This is a genomic window from Mycobacterium sp. 1482292.6 (assembly GCF_001672995.1).
In the GTDB taxonomy this organism is placed as follows: Bacteria; Actinomycetota; Actinomycetes; order Mycobacteriales; family Mycobacteriaceae; genus Mycobacterium; species Mycobacterium europaeum_A.
In genome coordinates this window covers 1-14,881 of record NZ_LZKV01000154.1, presented here as the reverse complement: position 1 = coordinate 14,881, position 14,881 = coordinate 1, and the positions used below count along the sequence as shown (strand labels likewise).

The 14,881-nt window shown below is 69.9% G+C and carries 13 protein-coding genes and 1 tRNA gene; 8 read left to right on the top strand and 6 right to left on the bottom strand.

Annotated elements, in window-relative coordinates:
* Positions 1-100 precede the first annotated feature (100 nt).
* From cspA to topA, 3 genes are all read left to right on the top strand, one after another.
* Positions 101-304: a cold shock protein CspA gene (gene cspA, locus A5624_RS15260; RefSeq protein ID WP_007166602.1), complete on the top strand. Its 204-nt coding sequence runs from the start codon at positions 101-103 to the stop codon at positions 302-304.
* Between the two features lie 168 nt (positions 305-472).
* Positions 473-1,072: a hypothetical protein gene (locus tag A5624_RS15255; protein ID WP_066867591.1), complete on the top strand. Its 600-nt coding sequence runs from the start codon at positions 473-475 to the stop codon at positions 1,070-1,072.
* Between the two features lie 203 nt (positions 1,073-1,275).
* Entirely contained in the window at positions 1,276-4,086 is a 2,811-nt protein-coding gene (topA, locus tag A5624_RS15250) for a type I DNA topoisomerase (protein ID WP_066867589.1), read from the top strand.
* 9 nt (positions 4,087-4,095) lie between these two features.
* Here the strand turns inward: topA and A5624_RS15245 are convergent, their stop codons facing one another.
* Complete coding sequence (locus tag A5624_RS15245; RefSeq protein ID WP_231998023.1) at positions 4,096-5,670, bottom strand: adenylate/guanylate cyclase domain-containing protein; 1,575 nt, start codon at positions 5,668-5,670, stop codon at positions 4,096-4,098.
* A 208-nt stretch (positions 5,671-5,878) separates the two neighbouring features.
* Here A5624_RS15245 and A5624_RS15240 point away from each other — a divergent pair, with 208 nt between their 5' ends.
* Positions 5,879-7,102 carry a DNA polymerase III subunit delta' gene (locus A5624_RS15240; protein ID WP_066867582.1) on the top strand — a complete coding sequence of 408 codons (1,224 nt, stop codon included), beginning with the start codon at positions 5,879-5,881 and terminating at the stop codon, positions 7,100-7,102.
* A gap of 62 nt (positions 7,103-7,164) precedes the next feature.
* Positions 7,165-7,240: transfer RNA gene (locus tag A5624_RS15235), tRNA-Thr, on the top strand.
* A 19-nt stretch (positions 7,241-7,259) separates the two neighbouring features.
* Here A5624_RS15235 and A5624_RS15230 read toward each other — a convergent pair.
* A complete protein-coding gene (locus tag A5624_RS15230) occupies positions 7,260-9,077 on the bottom strand; it encodes a hypothetical protein (RefSeq protein WP_156749033.1) in 1,818 nt (605 codons plus the stop codon).
* On the opposite strand from A5624_RS15230, the gene A5624_RS15225 reads away from it, so the two are divergent.
* Positions 9,043-9,987 (top strand): NAD-dependent epimerase/dehydratase family protein, encoded by a 945-nt coding sequence (locus tag A5624_RS15225; protein WP_156749032.1) that lies wholly within the window; start codon positions 9,043-9,045, stop codon positions 9,985-9,987. The genes A5624_RS15230 and A5624_RS15225 overlap by 35 nt on opposite strands.
* On the opposite strand, the gene A5624_RS15220 is transcribed toward A5624_RS15225, so the two are convergent.
* Genes A5624_RS15220 through A5624_RS15210 form a run of 3 tightly spaced genes read right to left on the bottom strand, consistent with a single transcriptional unit; the run spans position 9,984 to position 12,324 of the window.
* Complete coding sequence (locus tag A5624_RS15220; RefSeq protein WP_066867579.1) at positions 9,984-10,325, bottom strand: DUF2304 domain-containing protein; 342 nt, start codon at positions 10,323-10,325, stop codon at positions 9,984-9,986. The genes A5624_RS15225 and A5624_RS15220 overlap by 4 nt on opposite strands.
* On the bottom strand, positions 10,322-11,020 hold the full coding sequence (locus A5624_RS15215; RefSeq protein WP_066867575.1) for a glycosyltransferase family 2 protein: 699 nt from the start codon (positions 11,018-11,020) through the stop codon (positions 10,322-10,324). The genes A5624_RS15220 and A5624_RS15215 overlap by 4 nt, the downstream gene beginning before the upstream one ends.
* A 35-nt stretch (positions 11,021-11,055) precedes the next feature.
* The gene (locus A5624_RS15210; protein WP_066867572.1) at positions 11,056-12,324 is read right to left on the bottom strand and encodes a hypothetical protein; all 1,269 of its coding nucleotides are present in this window, start codon (positions 12,322-12,324) and stop codon (positions 11,056-11,058) included.
* A gap of 128 nt (positions 12,325-12,452) precedes the next feature.
* Between A5624_RS15210 and A5624_RS15205 the strand changes: the two genes are divergently transcribed.
* A complete protein-coding gene (locus tag A5624_RS15205) occupies positions 12,453-13,568 on the top strand; it encodes a DUF475 domain-containing protein (protein ID WP_066867569.1) in 1,116 nt (371 codons plus the stop codon).
* Here the strand turns inward: A5624_RS15205 and A5624_RS15200 are convergent.
* Positions 13,549-14,037 (bottom strand): inorganic diphosphatase, encoded by a 489-nt coding sequence (locus A5624_RS15200; protein ID WP_066867566.1) that lies wholly within the window; start codon positions 14,035-14,037, stop codon positions 13,549-13,551. The genes A5624_RS15205 and A5624_RS15200 overlap by 20 nt on opposite strands.
* 108 nt (positions 14,038-14,145) lie before the next feature.
* Here A5624_RS15200 and dacB point away from each other — a divergent pair.
* A partial coding sequence (gene dacB, locus A5624_RS15195; protein ID WP_156749031.1) for a D-alanyl-D-alanine carboxypeptidase/D-alanyl-D-alanine-endopeptidase occupies positions 14,146-14,881 on the top strand: 736 nt, incomplete at its 3' end.

Here is a 14,881-nt window from a genome sequence, read left to right as displayed (position 1 = left end):
GGGTGAAGTTCCGGCGACTCAGCGAGGTATGGCGGTCGTACCAGGCCCGGGGCATCGAAAAGCGATGCCCCGCACCCAGAAGAAAAGGAAAGATCGAGAGATGCCACAGGGAACTGTGAAGTGGTTCAATGCGGAGAAGGGCTTCGGGTTCATCGCCCCTGAAGACGGTTCCGCGGATGTGTTTGTCCACTACACGGAGATCCAGGGTTCGGGCTTCCGCACCCTCGAAGAGAACCAGAAGGTCGAGTTCGAGATCGGCCATAGCCCTAAGGGCCCCCAGGCCACCGGAGTCCGCTCCGTCTAAACGAGAGCAGACCTGAACGGATACCCCCCGTGCAGACCCGCCCAAAGCGGGTTCAGCCGGGGGGTTTCCTCTTTTACTGCGGCAACCAGGCGTGCATGCCCGTCGACGCCCCGCGGCGCGCCGGTTGCCTCAAGACGCGGGCGGGCCCCCTGGCCTACTGTCGGTGGCGTGAGCCAGCTTTCCTTCTTTACAGCGGAGTCGGTGCCGCCTGCGGTCGCCGATCTTTCCGGGGTGCTGGCGGCGTCCGGGCAGATCGTCACCGTCGGTGCCACCGGTGAAAACGCCGTTGCGGGTGCTCGGCTGTCGGTGGTCGTGGACCAGCCCTGGCGGGCCTCGGCGCTGGCCGAGATGATCCGGGAGGCGGGCCTGATCGCCGAGATCGGCCGTACCGACGAGGACACCCCGTTGGTACGCACCGCCGTGGACCCCTCGCTGAGCACGCTGGCCGCCGAATGGACGCGCGGGGCGGTCAAGACCGTGCCGCCGCGCTGGCTGCCCGGCCCGCGCGAGCTGCGGGCGTGGACGCTGGCGGCCGGAAACCCGGAGGGCGAGCATTACCTGCTGGCATTGGACCCGCACGCGCCGGACACGCACTCGCCGCTGGCGTCGGCGTTGATGCGCGTGGGGATCGCGCCCACCCTGATCGGCACCCGCGGCGGGCGCCCGGCGTTGCGGATCAGCGGACGCCGCAGGCTATCGCGCCTGGTAGAAAACGTGGGGGAACCGCCCGACGGCGCCGACGCGTCCGCCCGCTGGCCGCGCGTCTAGCCGGCGGATGGCGGCCGAAATTCCGCCGTTTTCGCGAAGGTCAGTTTGCGCAGGCCCGCCCAAGGGTGCGAAATTGTCAGGTGCCGCAGGGCGAAGGAACGGTCGCGTACCTGAATTTCACCGGAATTTTCGATGCCGACCTGTCATTCTTCCTGCAGGTGGTCTCGCAGGGGGGACCAATCACGGATGGAGCGTAAGGGCAGTTGGCTGACCCGAAACTAAAGGACACCAGTAGCGGCGGGAATGGCAGCCGCCGGCGACTCGTGATTGTCGAGTCGCCCACCAAGGCGCGCAAACTGGCCGGCTACCTGGGCTCCAGGTACATCGTCGAGTCCTCGCGCGGCCACATCCGCGACCTGCCCCGGGCCGCCGCCGACGTGCCGGCGAAGTTCAAGTCGGAGCCCTGGGCCCGCCTCGGGGTCAACGTCGACGCGGACTTCGAACCGCTGTACATCATCAGCCCCGAGAAGAAGAGCACGGTCACCGAACTCAAGGGCCTGCTCAAGGAGGTCGACGAGCTCTACCTGGCCACGGATGGTGACCGCGAGGGCGAAGCCATCGCCTGGCACCTGCTGGAAACCCTGAAGCCGAACATCCCGGTCAAGCGGATGGTGTTCCACGAGATCACCGAGCCGGCCATCCTCGAGGCCGCCGAAAACCCGCGCGACCTGGACATCGATCTGGTCGACGCGCAGGAAACCCGGCGCATCCTGGACCGGCTGTACGGCTACGAGGTCAGCCCCGTGCTGTGGAAGAAGGTCGCGCCCAAGCTGTCGGCGGGCCGGGTCCAGTCGGTGGCCACCCGGATCATCGTGCAGCGCGAACGCGACCGCATGGCGTTCCGGAGCGCCTCCTACTGGGACATCGTGGCCCAGCTCGACGCGAGCGTGTCCGACCCGCAGGCCTCGCCGCCCACCTTCACCGCCCGCTTGACCGGCGTCGACGGCCTGCGCGTGGCCTCCGGCCGCGACTTCGACTCGCTGGGTCAGCTGCGCAAAGCCGACGAGGTGACCGTTCTCGACGAGGCGAGCGCCACGCAGCTGGCCGCGGGCCTGCGCGGGGCGCAGCTGTCCGTCGCGTCGGTGGAGGAGAAGCCCTACACGCGGCGCCCCTACGCGCCGTTCATGACCTCGACGCTGCAGCAGGAGGCCGGCCGCAAGTTGCGGTTCTCCTCCGAGCGCACCATGAGCATCGCCCAGCGGCTCTACGAAAACGGCTACATCACCTATATGCGTACCGACTCCACCACGCTGTCGGAGTCCGCGATCAACGCCGCCCGCACGCAGGCCCGCCAGCTCTACGGCGCGGAATACGTGTCCCCGTCGCCGCGGCAGTACACGCGCAAGGTCAAGAACGCCCAGGAGGCGCACGAGGCGATCCGCCCCGCGGGCGAGACCTTCGCGACCCCGGACGCGGTGCGCCGCGAGCTCGACGGCGACGAATTCCGCATCTACGAGCTGATCTGGCAGCGCACGGTGGCCTCGCAGATGGCCGACGCCCGCGGCACCACGCTGAGCCTGCGGATCAACGGTCAGTCGGCGGGCCGCGACGTCACGTTCTCGGCCAGCGGTCGCACCATCACCTTCGCGGGTTTCCTGAAGGCCTACGTGGAGACGGTGGACGAATTGGCCGGCGGGGAGGCCGACGACGCCGAGAGCCGGCTGCCGCAGCTGACCAAGGGCCAGCGGCTGGACGCCATCGAACTCACCCCCGACGGCCACGCCACCAATCCCCCGGCGCGTTACACCGAGGCGTCACTGGTCAAGGCGCTCGAAGAGCTTGGCATCGGCCGCCCGTCGACGTACTCGTCGATCATCAAGACCATCCAGGACCGCGGCTACGTGCACAAGAAGGGCAGCGCCCTGGTGCCGTCCTGGGTGGCGTTCGCCGTAACCGGTTTGCTGGAACAGCATTTCGGCCGCCTGGTCGATTACGACTTCACCGCGGCGATGGAAGACGAGCTCGACGCGATCGCCTCGGGGCAGGAGCGACGCACCGACTGGCTCAACAACTTCTACTTCGGCGGCGAGCACGGGGTGGCCGACTCGGTGGCCCGCTCCGGCGGCCTGAAGAAGCTCGTCGGCGTCAACCTGGAAGGCATCGACGCCCGAGAAGTCAACTCCATCAGGCTATTTGATGACGAACAGGGCCGGCCGGTCTACGTCCGGGTGGGCAAGAACGGGCCTTACCTGGAACGCATGGTGACCGGTGATGACGGCGAGCCCAAGCCGCAGCGGGCCAACCTCAACGACTCGCTGACCCCCGACGAGCTCACGCTGGAGGTGGCCGAGCAGCTGTTCGCCACGCCGCAGGAGGGCCGCGTGCTGGGGGTGGACCCGGAAACCGGACACGAGATCGTCGCCAAGGACGGCCGGTACGGCCCTTACGTTTCCGAGGTCCTGCCGGAGCCGCCGCCCGACGACGACGGCAGCGCCGCGCCGGCCAAGAAGGGCAAGAAGCCGACCGGCCCCAAGCCCCGCACCGGTTCGCTGCTGCGCACGATGGACCTGCAGACGGTCACGCTCGAGGACGCGCTGCGGCTGCTGTCGCTGCCGCGCGTGGTCGGTGTGGACCCCGCCACCGGCGAGGAGATCACCGCGCAGAACGGCCGGTATGGCCCATACCTCAAGCGCGGCACCGATTCTCGCTCGCTGGCGACCGAGGAGCAGATGTTCGACATCACCCTCGAGGAAGCGCTGAAGATCTACGCCGAGCCCAAGCGCCGCGGCCGGCAGGGTGCCGCCGCGCCGCCGCTGCGTGAGCTGGGCGCCGATCCGGCGACGGGCAAGCCGATGGTGATCAAGGACGGCCGGTTCGGTCCGTACGTCACCGACGGTGAGACCAACGCCAGCCTGCGCAAGGGTGACGACGTCGCATCGATCACCGACGAGCGCGCCGCCGAACTGCTGGCCGATCGCCGGGCTCGTGGCCCGGCCAAGCGTCCGGCCAAGAAGACGACCCGCAAAGCGCCGGCCAAGAAGGCGCCGGCGAAGAAGGCCGCCAAGCGCAGCTGAGCCCGGCTCTCAGTAGCCCGGGCCGATGGCCTCGCCGGACATCTCCTCGGTCCGCGGCCGGGTGGGCGCGGGGTCGGTCGTTCCGGCCAGGTGCACCGGGCGTGCCAGCTGGGTGGGCGCGCGGCGGCCGCGCAGCTCGACCACCTCGCCGACGTCCCAGCACAGCGCCTCGGCGTCCAGCGCGCCGCTGACCGCGATCGCCGACGCGAGCACGTGGCCGGGCTCGAGCTTGGCCAGTTCGGTCAGCCGGGCGGCCTCGTTGACCGGGTCGCCGATCACCGTGTACTCGAAGCGGGCCTGCGCGCCGATATGACCGGCGATGGCCCGCCCGGAGGACACCCCGATGCCGAACTCCGCCGAACCGATCACCGGCAGCAGCGCGTCGTGCAATTCCCGGGCCGCGGCCAGCGCTCCGCCGGGCGAGTCGGGGTGTTCGATCGGCGCGCCGAAGATGGCCAGCGCGGCGTCACCCTGGAACTTGTTGACGAAACCGCCATGCTTGCCAACGGTTTCCACCACCACCCGGAAGAACTCGTTGAGCAGGTGGACGACCTCGGCGGGTGGCCGGGTGGAGGCCAGCTGGGTGGACCCGACCAGGTCGACGAACAGCACCGCGACGTCGCGCTCCTGGCCGCCCAGCTCGGTGCCGCGCTCCAGCGCCCGGCGGGCCACGTCCTCACCGACATAGCGGCCGAACAGGTCCCGCAGCCGCTGCCGCTCGGACAGGTCGCGCACCATGTCGTTAAAGCCCGCCTGCAGCAGGCCGAGCTCGCTGGCGTCGTAGATCTGCATGTGCGCGTTGTAGTTTCCGCGCTGCACTTCGGAAAGCGCCCAGCGCAGCTGGCGCAGCGGGTCGGCGATCGACATGGCCACCAGCAGCGTGCTGACTCCGCCGATGCCCAGCGCCGCCACCGCCAGCAACAGGATTGGGGTGAACAGCTTCTCCGGTGTGGCGTGCAGCAGCGAGGTCTTGTCGGCCACCACCGCCAGCACGATCGCCAGCACCGGCACGGCGGTGGACAGCATCCACGTCAGGATCTGGCGCAGGATGACGCCGGGCGCCTTGACGTTTTCGGGCACCCCGCTGCGCAGGGCGGCCACCGCCACGGGCCGCAGCACCCGTTCGGACTGCAGGTAGCCGATGATCGAGGTGGCCGCGGCGCCCAGCCCGGTGGCCACCGCCACCACGGGTGCGGCGTACCGCGCCACCGACCAGCTGGCGATGATGAACACCACGCTGCCGATGGCCCAGGCCACGATGCTGATCAGGGTGCGGTAGAACGGCATTCGCAGCGCGCGGCTGCGGGCCAGTTCGGTGGCGGCGGGGTCGGCCTCGGCGAGCATGTTGTCGCGGCGCTGCCACCGGAACACGGGCAGCAGCAGCCGCAGCGTGACGGCCAAACCGGTGAGGAACACGACGACCAGCGCGGTGGCGAAGATCGCCACGTTCAGCACCGGCAGGTCCTGTAACTGGATGCGGTCCTCGGGCGGCAGCGCGTAGCGCAGGAAGCCGAGCACGAACAGGGCGCCGATGATGTCGGCCTGCAGCATGCTGAGCGAGAACAGCGGCCACGGCGTGCGCATCACCCAGCGGACGAATGCGCTGATCCGCCCCGGTAGTGCCGCCGCCGTAGTCACTTACCCACCGTATCGGGCGGCGGCGACCTCTCGGAAACTTAATAGCGATCTCGGCAGGTTGCCCGCGATGCCCAACCGGCGCCGAAGATAACGGAAGGGTCGCGGTACGGTGGCCGTTCGGTATCTGTCGGCACCGCCACTACTGTTACCGGTGATGTCCGGGGTGTTTACGCGGCTGGTAGGCCAGGACGCGGTGACGGCCGAGCTGCTGGCCGCCGCCCGAGCCGCCCGTGGTGACGCCGACCACAGTGGGTCTGGCGCCGGGACTATGACACACGCGTGGCTGATCACCGGCCCGCCGGGCTCCGGGCGCTCGGTGGCGGCGCTGTGCTTCGCGGCCGCCCTGCAATGCACGTCGGCCTCTGACGACGGCGAGCCGGGCTGTGGGCGCTGCCACGCGTGCACGACGACCATGGCCGGCACCCACGCCGACGTGCGGCGGGTGATCCCCGAGGGCCTGTCCATCGGCGTCGACGAGATGCGCGCGATCGTGCAGATCGCGGCGCGGCGCCCGGCCACCGGGCACTGGCAAATCGTGGTGATCGAAGATGCCGACCGGCTGACCGAGGGCGCCGCCAACGCCCTGCTGAAGGTGGTCGAGGAACCGCCGCCGTCGACGGTGTTCCTGCTGTGCGCGCCGTCGGTGGATCCCGAGGACATCGCGATCACGTTGCGTTCCCGGTGCCGGCATGTGGCGCTGGTGACGCCCTCGGCCGAGGCGATCGCGCGGGTGCTGGTCGACAGCGACGGCCTGACCCCCGACACGGCGAACTGGGCGGCGTCGGTCAGCGGCGGGCACGTGGGCCGGGCGCGACGGCTGGCCACCGATCCCGAGGCCCGGGCGCGCCGGGAGCGGTCGTTGACGCTGGTGCGCGACGCCGCGACCCCGTCGCGGGCCTACGCCGCAGCCGAGGAGCTGGTGGCGGCGGCCGAGGCCGAGGCCGTTGTGCTGACCGCCGACCGCGCCGAGGCCGAGACCGAAGAGCTGCGCACGGCCCTGGGCGCGGGCGGCACCGGCAAGGGCACCGCGGGCGCCATGCGCGGCGCGGCCGGGGCGATGAAGGACCTTGAGCGACGCCAGAAGTCGCGTCAGACCCGGGCCTCGCGCGATGCGCTGGACCGCGCGCTGATCGACCTGGCGACCTACTTCCGCGACGCGCTGATGGCCTCCGCCCTGCAAGGGGGAGCCGCGGTGCGGGCCAACCACCCGGACATGGCCGAGCGGGTGGCCGCGCTGGCCGCCCACGCCCCGCCCGCGCGGCTGCTGCGCTGCATCGAAGCGGTGCTGGAGTGCCGCGAGGCGCTGGCGATCAACGTCAAGCCCAAGTTCGCCGTCGACGCCATGGTCGCCACCATCGGCCAGCAACTGCGCGACTAACCGCCTGGCTTGGGTCTGCCCGCCCGCCTGCCGTAGACTCGTGCCGCCCGGCGTGCGGGTATGCCGCCTTAGCTCAGTCGGTAGAGCGATTCACTCGTAATGAATAGGTCGGGGGTTCGATTCCCCCAGGCGGCTCCATCTTTTTCACCCGACGCGTTCACGCCGGCGCGACGAACCCCACCGGGCCCGACGCGAGGCACAACGCCAGCGCGGTCGTGTTGGCGCGCACCGTGATCGCGTCGCCGGCGCCCGGCAGCCGCGCGAAGACCCGGTTGAGTCCGGGATGCACCGGAACCTTGACCTCGGGACCCTGCGTCATCGACAACGTCATCGAGCCGTCGCTGTTGGCCAGGTAGTTCAGTTCGACGGTCCAGTCGGCGGGCAGCAGCGGGCCGTCGAGGGCCAGGCGCGCCGGGCGGTCCGGCTGGGCGAAGTAGCCGCACTGCGGCATCGGCCCGGGCGCGATGGCCCGGACCCAGGTGACCCGCGCGTTGATCAGCCGCCCCGAGGGGTCGAACATGCGCAATTGTGTTGTGGCCGGCGCGAATTCGGGCCTGTCCCGCAGCAGGGCGAACAGGTGGCTGGCCAGATTCTCCGGCGCGGCCACCCGCTGCAACACGAACGGGTCGACCTCCTGATCCAGCAGCGGCGCGTCCGAGGCCGCGTGGGCCGCGGCCAGCGACGCCCGGGCGTTGCGCAGATAGGGCTGGGCCGGGTTGTCGCGCCAGCTGGTCAGGAACGTGGCCGTCGAGTACAGGCTGCTGGCCACGAACAGCACCGCCAAAACCGCGACCGCCGCGGCGCGTTTCGGTGAAGCGTCGAGCCAGCGCGGCCCGGCCTGCCGGTTGGGCGCGCACAACGCCACCGCGGCCAGCAGCGCCAGCACCACGACCAGATCGGGCAGGTAGCGCAGCGTCTGCGCCAGCTCGAGCGCGGTTTGCTTTGACGACCGCATCAAATAGATCGGCACCTGGCAGGCCACGGCGTAGCCGACGGCGATCGCCCACACCGGCCCGATGCGCTCCTTGCGCACCAGCGACACCGCCAGCGTCGCGGCCAGCACCAGCCACCCCAGCGCCATCACCGACGGCGGGGGCGTGGCCCAGGGCGAGGCGGGCGCCCAACGGTCCCAGTGCCACGGCCCGCCGGCCAGCCCCGGCACGATGCCGTGCGTGATCGACCGCGCCAGCAGCCGGCCCGTCATCGACAGGTCCGAACTCCACCGCTGCTGATTGACCACGGCCAGATAGAGCGCGATCCAGGCGGCGGTGAGCGCCAGCGCGGCGATCCACAATCGCAGGCCGGCCCGCCACACCGTCGCCACCGCCGATCCCAGGCTGCGATCGCCGGTCACGTGGCCCAGCAGCGCGGCCACCGCGAACGCGACGAACGGGATCACCGCGGCCTTCTCGAAGAACAACAGCCCACCGAGGTAGACCAGCACGCCGGTCACCGCGTAGCGCTGTTTGCCGGTGCGCACCAGCGCGACGGCGTCGGCGCTCACCCAGGCCAGCGCGGCCAGCATCGGCAACGAATTCAGCGCGGCCGCCCACCACGCGAAGCCGGGCACCGCCAACGGGATGAACAACCCGAACGTCAACGGGATCAGCAGCACCGGCCGCCAGCCCAAGATGACGTGCAGCGCGCGCAACAACGCCAGCGAGGCCAGCAGTTGCAGCACCAGCAGGCTGACCGCCGGCCAGGTCCAGTCCAGTGGCGCGAGCCGGATGATGGTGCCCGCGAGCAGAAATGCCCCGGGCATGACGTGCCCGTCGTGGTCGTCGAACAGGTACGAGGGCGCCAGCAGGTGGTGGGTGCCGGCCTTGCCGATGAGGATCAGGTCGTCCCAGTAGAAGTAGCCGCCGAAGGCCAGCACCGCGCGCACGGCCAGCTGCACCGCGATGAGCGCGACCGCCACGACCGCTATGTATGGTGGGCCGGTGCGTGCACTGGTTACCGGGGCAGCCGGATTCATCGGCTCGACGCTAGTCGACCGTCTGTTAGCCGACGGTCATGCGGTGGTGGGGCTGGACAACTTCGCCTCGGGCCGCGCGACCAACCTCGAGCATCTGGCCGACAACCCGGCCCACGTCTTCGTCGAGGCCGACATCGTGACCGCCGACCTGCAGGCAATCCTCGACGAGCACCGCCCGGAGGTGGTGTTCCACCTGGCGGCCCAGATCGACGTGCGGCACTCGGTGGCCGACCCGCAGTTCGACGCGTCGGTCAACGTGATCGGCACCGTGCGCCTGGCCGAGGCCGCTCGCCGGGCGCAGGTGCGCAAGATCGTGCACACCTCCTCGGGCGGGTCCATCTACGGCATCCCGCCGCGCTACCCGACTCCCGAGAGCGTGCCGACCGACCCGGCGTCGCCGTATGCCGCGGGCAAGGTGGCGGGCGAGATCTACCTGAACACCTTCCGGCACCTGTACGGCCTGGACTGCTCGCACATCGCGCCGGCCAATGTCTATGGGCCGCGCCAGGATCCGCACGGTGAGGCCGGGGTGGTGGCGATCTTCGCCCAGGCGCTGCTGTCGGGCAAGCCCACCAAGGTTTTCGGCGACGGCGGCAACACCCGCGACTACGTCTTCGTCGACGACGTCGTGGACGCCTTCGTCAAGGCCTCCGGTGACGCCGGCGGCGGGCAGCGCTTCAACGTCGGCACCGGCATCGAAACCTCAGACCGCCAACTGCATTCGGCGGTGGCGGCCGCCGTCGGGGCGCCCGACGACCCGGAGTTCGCGCCACCGCGGCTGGGTGACCTCAAGCGGTCCTGCCTCGACATCGCTTCTGCCGCAGAGGTTTTGGGGTGGAAGCCGAAGGTCGAGCTGTCCGACGGGGTGGCCCGCACGGTGGAGTACTTCCGCCGGGCGCAGGCCCGCTAGGTCGTTTCGGGAGCCTGCGCGGATTCCAGAGCCACCGCACGGGCCAGCCGCGCGTAGCGCAGCTCCAAGTCCTTGAACCGCATGTACGTGCTGAGCGTGGTGAAGCAGAACGCCATGATCAGCGCGTAGAGCATCAGGTCGGTGCCGCGGCGCACCCCGAACCACTGGGCCACCACCGTGGTGTCGTCGGGGCGCAGCACCGCATAGATGCCGCCCAGCACGAACACCACGTAGCCGACCTTCACCCAGGCCTTTGACCGCGAATTGCGCCGCGAGCGCAGCAGATAGACCAGCAGCGCGACGATCGACCCGATCAGCAGCACCTGAATCCAGTTCATGGAGTCCTCCCTCGCAGGAATCCGTCGAAAATGATGTTGACACCGTTGAGCAGGGGCTGCCCCTTGGACCTCGAGTACTCGGTGTAGAGCACCTCGATCGGCTCTTCGGCGACGCGCCAATGGTTTTCGTCGATCAGCATGACGAATTCGTTGGCGTGGCTCATGCCGCTCATGGTGATGTCCAGCCCGTCGGCGACCTTCTTGTTGAACACCCGCAGCCCGTTGTTGGTGTCGGTCAGGCCAAGTCGGCGGCCGCGCCGGCTCAGCCGCGCGGCGGTCTGCAGCACGATCCGTTTCACCAGCGGCGGCCGGGCCCCCCGCTGCGTGCCGAACCGGGTGCCGATCACGACGTCGACGTCCCCGGCGCGCAACCGGTCGACCATGGTCGCCAGGTCCTTGACGCGGTGCTGGCCGTCGGCATCGAACGTGGCGAAGATCTGGGCGCCCGGCTGCCTGCGGGCGTACTCCACGCCGGTCTGGATTGCCGCGCCCTGCCCGAGGTTGATCGGGTGACGCACCAGGTGAGCCCCGGCCCGCCGGGCGATCTCACCGGTGTCGTCGGCGCTGCCGTCGTCCACGCAGACGACGTTGTCGAATACCGAGCGCACATCGGCCACCACCTCGCCGATGACAGCTGCTTCGTTGAAGGCGGGAATGACGACCCAGACGACCGAATAATGCGTTTCAGTACCCATCTAAGCCCACAAGGTACACGCTGGTGCAGGCCGAATCAGCCGGTAGAGCGCGCGGCGCGCGACAGCGCCACCAGATGGACGCCGATGCCCACCACCGGGCCGCACAGCAACCCGACCACGGTCCGGGTCTGCAGGGACAACGGCAGCAACAGCAGCAGCCCCGAGGCGACCGTGGCGCTCACCCAGCCCAGCGAGTAGGCCCGGTGCAGCGCGGCGGCCACCGCGGCAGCCCCGGTCAGCGTCAGCATGGCGATCGCCACCGCCGCCGCGGTCAGCCACGCCAGCAGCGCGCTGCTGGCGTGGTACTGCGGCCCGAAGGCCACCCGCAACAGCCAGGGGCCCAGCACGCCCGCGGCCGCCACGCCGACCGCGCCGATCGCCCCGACGATCGCGGCCGGGGCGAGCAGCGCGCGAATCCGATCGCTGCGCTCGTCGACGAAATGCGCAATCAGGTTGCCCTGCATGGCCGTCAGCGGAACCAGCAGCGGCGCGCGGGTCAGCGTGACGGCCAGGATGATCACCCCGCCCTGCGCGCCGAGCTCGGCGCTGGTCAGCTTCAGCAGCACCGGAAATCCCATCACCAGGATGGCGCTGGCGCCGGCCGCGGTGATCGAATGTGCCGCGCCCCGTAGGAAGGTCGCCGTCCCGCCCGGGGTGAGCAGCCGGGCGGTGGCCCTGGTGGCCGGCGAGGCCACCAGCAGGATCAGCCAGGCGACCGCCCCCGCCACCGTCGCCCACAGGAAGCCGACCAACCGCCACCCGAGCGCCACGGTGGCCGCGGCCACCGCCACCCGGATGACGGCGTCGGTCACCATGAGCGCGCCGTAGCGGGTCCACTGGTTGGTGCCGGCCAGCATGCCCAGCAGGGTGGCGTGCACGCAGAATCCGGCGAGGCCGACCGACAGCAGCGCCACCGACAGCAGCCGCGCCTCGACGAACACCCGCCCGCTCCACAACGGCGAACTGCCGGCGATCACGACGGCCGCGGCCACGCCCACCAGCATGGCGACCCGCATCGGGTGGGTGCGCGGTTCGCCGGGCACCGGCAGCGCGGCCAGGTCGCTGACATAGGGGGTGGAGCGGACCTCGCGGGTGGTCTCCTGCAGCAGGCCATTGGCGGCGCCGGTGACCAGCCCGAACGCCCCCCAGAACACCCCGAATATCGAAAAGCCGCTCGGCGCCAGGTCGCGAGCGGCCAAATAGATCACCGCGTAACCGCATAGCGCGGTCACGGCGGTGGCGGTGCCGACCCTGGCCATGCTGCCGCGCGCCACCGGCCCCTGCGAGGCGCTGATCTCGGTCATCGGGGCGGCGGCGCTTTCGGCCGACTGCCCCGATGTTTCGCCACAATTTGAAAATTCTATGCGGCCCGCAGCGGACGCCGGCCGCGACGATCCGGTTCGCTAGTGTGGGCGGCGGCCGGAAAGGATCCATGTCCGCTTTGCGCACCTTCGGGGTCTCGCTGTTGGTCACCGCGGCGGCACTCGGCCTCGGATACGCCTACGGCGGCTTCAAGGGTCTTTACCTGCTGCTGGTGCTGGCCGCCCTCGAGGTGTCGTTGTCGTTCGACAACGCGATCATCAACGCCTCGATCCTGAAGCGGATGAGCCGCTTCTGGCAGCGGATGTTCCTGACCATCGGGATCCTCGTCGCCGTGTTCGGCATGCGGCTGCTCTTCCCGCTGCTCATCGTGTGGGCGACCGCGGGCCTGGACCCGGTGCGGGCGATGTCGTTGGCGCTGCATCCACCGCCGCACGGCGCGCTGGAGTTCCCGGACGGGTCGCCCAGCTACGAAAAGCTCGTCATCGCGGCTCACCCGCAGATCGCGGCGTTCGGCGGAATCTTCCTGTTGATGCTGTTCCTGGATTTCCTGTTTTATGACCGAGACATCAAGTGGCTCAAGTGGATTGAGATCCCGTTCGCACGCATCGGCCGGCTGGGGCAGGTGTCGCTGGTGGTCACCGGACTGGCGCTGGTCACGGTGGGCACGCGGCTGACGCACTCGGGGGACGAGGCGGCGACGGTGCTGACCGCCGGGCTGCTGGGCATGGTGACCTACCTGGTGGTGAACGGATTGAGCCGAGCCTTTCGGCCGTCCGACCCCGAGGCCGGCACCGCCCCCAGCCCCGCGACCGGCTGGGCCGGCCTCACGCTGTTCCTCTACCTGGAAGTCCTCGACGCCGCCTTCTCATTCGACGGTGTCACCGGGGCGTTCGCCATCACCTCGGACCCCGTCGTCATCGCGCTCGGGCTGGGCCTGGTGGGCTCGATGTTCGTCCGGTCGATCACCATCTACCTGGTTCGTCAGGAAGCGCTGGGCCGGTACGTGTACCTGGAACACGGCGCGCACTGGGCGATCGGGGCGCTGGCGGTGATCATGCTGGCCTCGATCGAGCCGCGGTTCGAGATCCCCGAGGCGATCACCGGCTCGGTCGGGGTGGTCTTCATCGCGGCCGCCCTGGGCTGGAGCATCCTGCGCAATCGGCGCGTCGCCCGCGCCGAGCGTGATCAGTGCGCGCCTCCGCGCGTCAGTGCCCCTGGGCCTTGAACCGCTCGATCGAGCGCTGAATCTCCGCCTCGGCGTCCTCGCGGCCGACCCAGTCCGCGGCCTTGACGAACTTGCCCGGCTCCAGGTCCTTGTAGTGCACGAAGAAGTGCTTGATCACGTCCAGCTCGAACTCGGGAACGTCGCCGATGTCCTGGATGTGGTCCCAGCGGTGGTCGCCGGCCGGCACGCACAAAACCTTGTCGTCGCCGCCCTTTTCGTCGGTCATCCGGAACATCCCCACCGGGCGAGCCTCCACGATCACGCCGGGGAACACCGACTGCGGCAGCAGCACCATCGCGTCCAACGGGTCGCCGTCCTCGCCGAGGGTGTCCTCGATGAAGCCGTAGTCGGTCGGGTAGGCCATCGCGGTGTAGAGGTAGCGGTCCAGACGTAGCCGACCGGTCTCGTGGTCGACCTCGTACTTGTTCCGCTGGCCTTTTTGAATCTCGATGGTCACGTCGAATTCCACCGCGTCGGCTCCTTGTCTGATTAGGCAGGCCAATTTTGCTCTGCTACACCCTAGTCGAGCGCATCGGCGCCGATTCGGCAGAATGGGTCGCAGACAGTCAGGAGAGTCATGGCCCGTACTCGCTGGCAAAAATCCACCCCAGTGTTCATCGGGTTGGGCGTGCTGGCGTTTGTCGTCGCCGTCGTGGTGGCGGCAGCGTTTTTCACCACGGCCGGGCACGGCGCCAACAGCGCGCATGCCCCGATCCCGCCGCCGCACGCGCCGACGGTGAAGCCGGGCATGGTCCCGGTGAGCGACACCGCCGAGCTGCCCAGCGGACCCGGTGTGGCCGCCATGCTGGCGCCGGTGGCGGGCGACCCCAACCTGGGCCGCCTCGGCGGCCGGGTCACCGACGCCATCACCGGGAAAGAGCTGTGGCAGGTGGCCGACGACCTGCCGCTGGTGCCCGCGTCCACCAATAAGGTGCTCACGGCGGCCGCGGCGTTGCTGACGCTGGACCGCCAGGCGCGGATCAGCACCCGGGTGGTGGCGGGCAGCCAGAACGCCCAGGGCCCCGTCGTGCTGGTGGGAGCGGGCGATCCGGCGTTATCGGCGGCGCCGCCCGACGTGCCCACCTGGTACCGGGGATCGGCGCGGATCAGCGACCTCGTCGAGCAGATCCGGCGCAGCGGCGTGACGCCGACCGCGGTGCAGGTGGACACCTCGGCGTTCAGCGGGCCGACGATGGCGCAGGGTTGGGACCTCGCCGACGTCGACAACGGCGACATCGCGCCGATCGAGTCGGTGATGATCGACGCCGGACGCATCCAGCCGAGCACGGTCAACTCGCGGCGGTCCCGCACCC

What these genes read in the sequence shown, in the direction of transcription:
- cspA (WP_007166602.1), top strand. Translation starts at nt 101, where the DNA reads ATGCCACAGGGAACTGTGAAGTGGTTCAATGCGGAGAAGGGCTTCGGG.
- A5624_RS15245 (WP_231998023.1), bottom strand. Translation starts at nt 5,670, where the DNA reads ATGCGCACGCCGTGGCCGCTGTTCTCGCTCAGCATGCTGCAGGCCGAC.
- A5624_RS15240 (WP_066867582.1), top strand. Translation starts at nt 5,879, where the DNA reads ATGTCCGGGGTGTTTACGCGGCTGGTAGGCCAGGACGCGGTGACGGCC.
- A5624_RS15230 (WP_156749033.1), bottom strand. Translation starts at nt 9,077, where the DNA reads ATGAATCCGGCTGCCCCGGTAACCAGTGCACGCACCGGCCCACCATAC.
- A5624_RS15220 (WP_066867579.1), bottom strand. Translation starts at nt 10,325, where the DNA reads ATGAACTGGATTCAGGTGCTGCTGATCGGGTCGATCGTCGCGCTGCTG.
- A5624_RS15215 (WP_066867575.1), bottom strand. Translation starts at nt 11,020, where the DNA reads ATGGGTACTGAAACGCATTATTCGGTCGTCTGGGTCGTCATTCCCGCC.
- A5624_RS15210 (WP_066867572.1), bottom strand. Translation starts at nt 12,324, where the DNA reads ATGACCGAGATCAGCGCCTCGCAGGGGCCGGTGGCGCGCGGCAGCATG.
- A5624_RS15205 (WP_066867569.1), top strand. Translation starts at nt 12,453, where the DNA reads ATGTCCGCTTTGCGCACCTTCGGGGTCTCGCTGTTGGTCACCGCGGCG.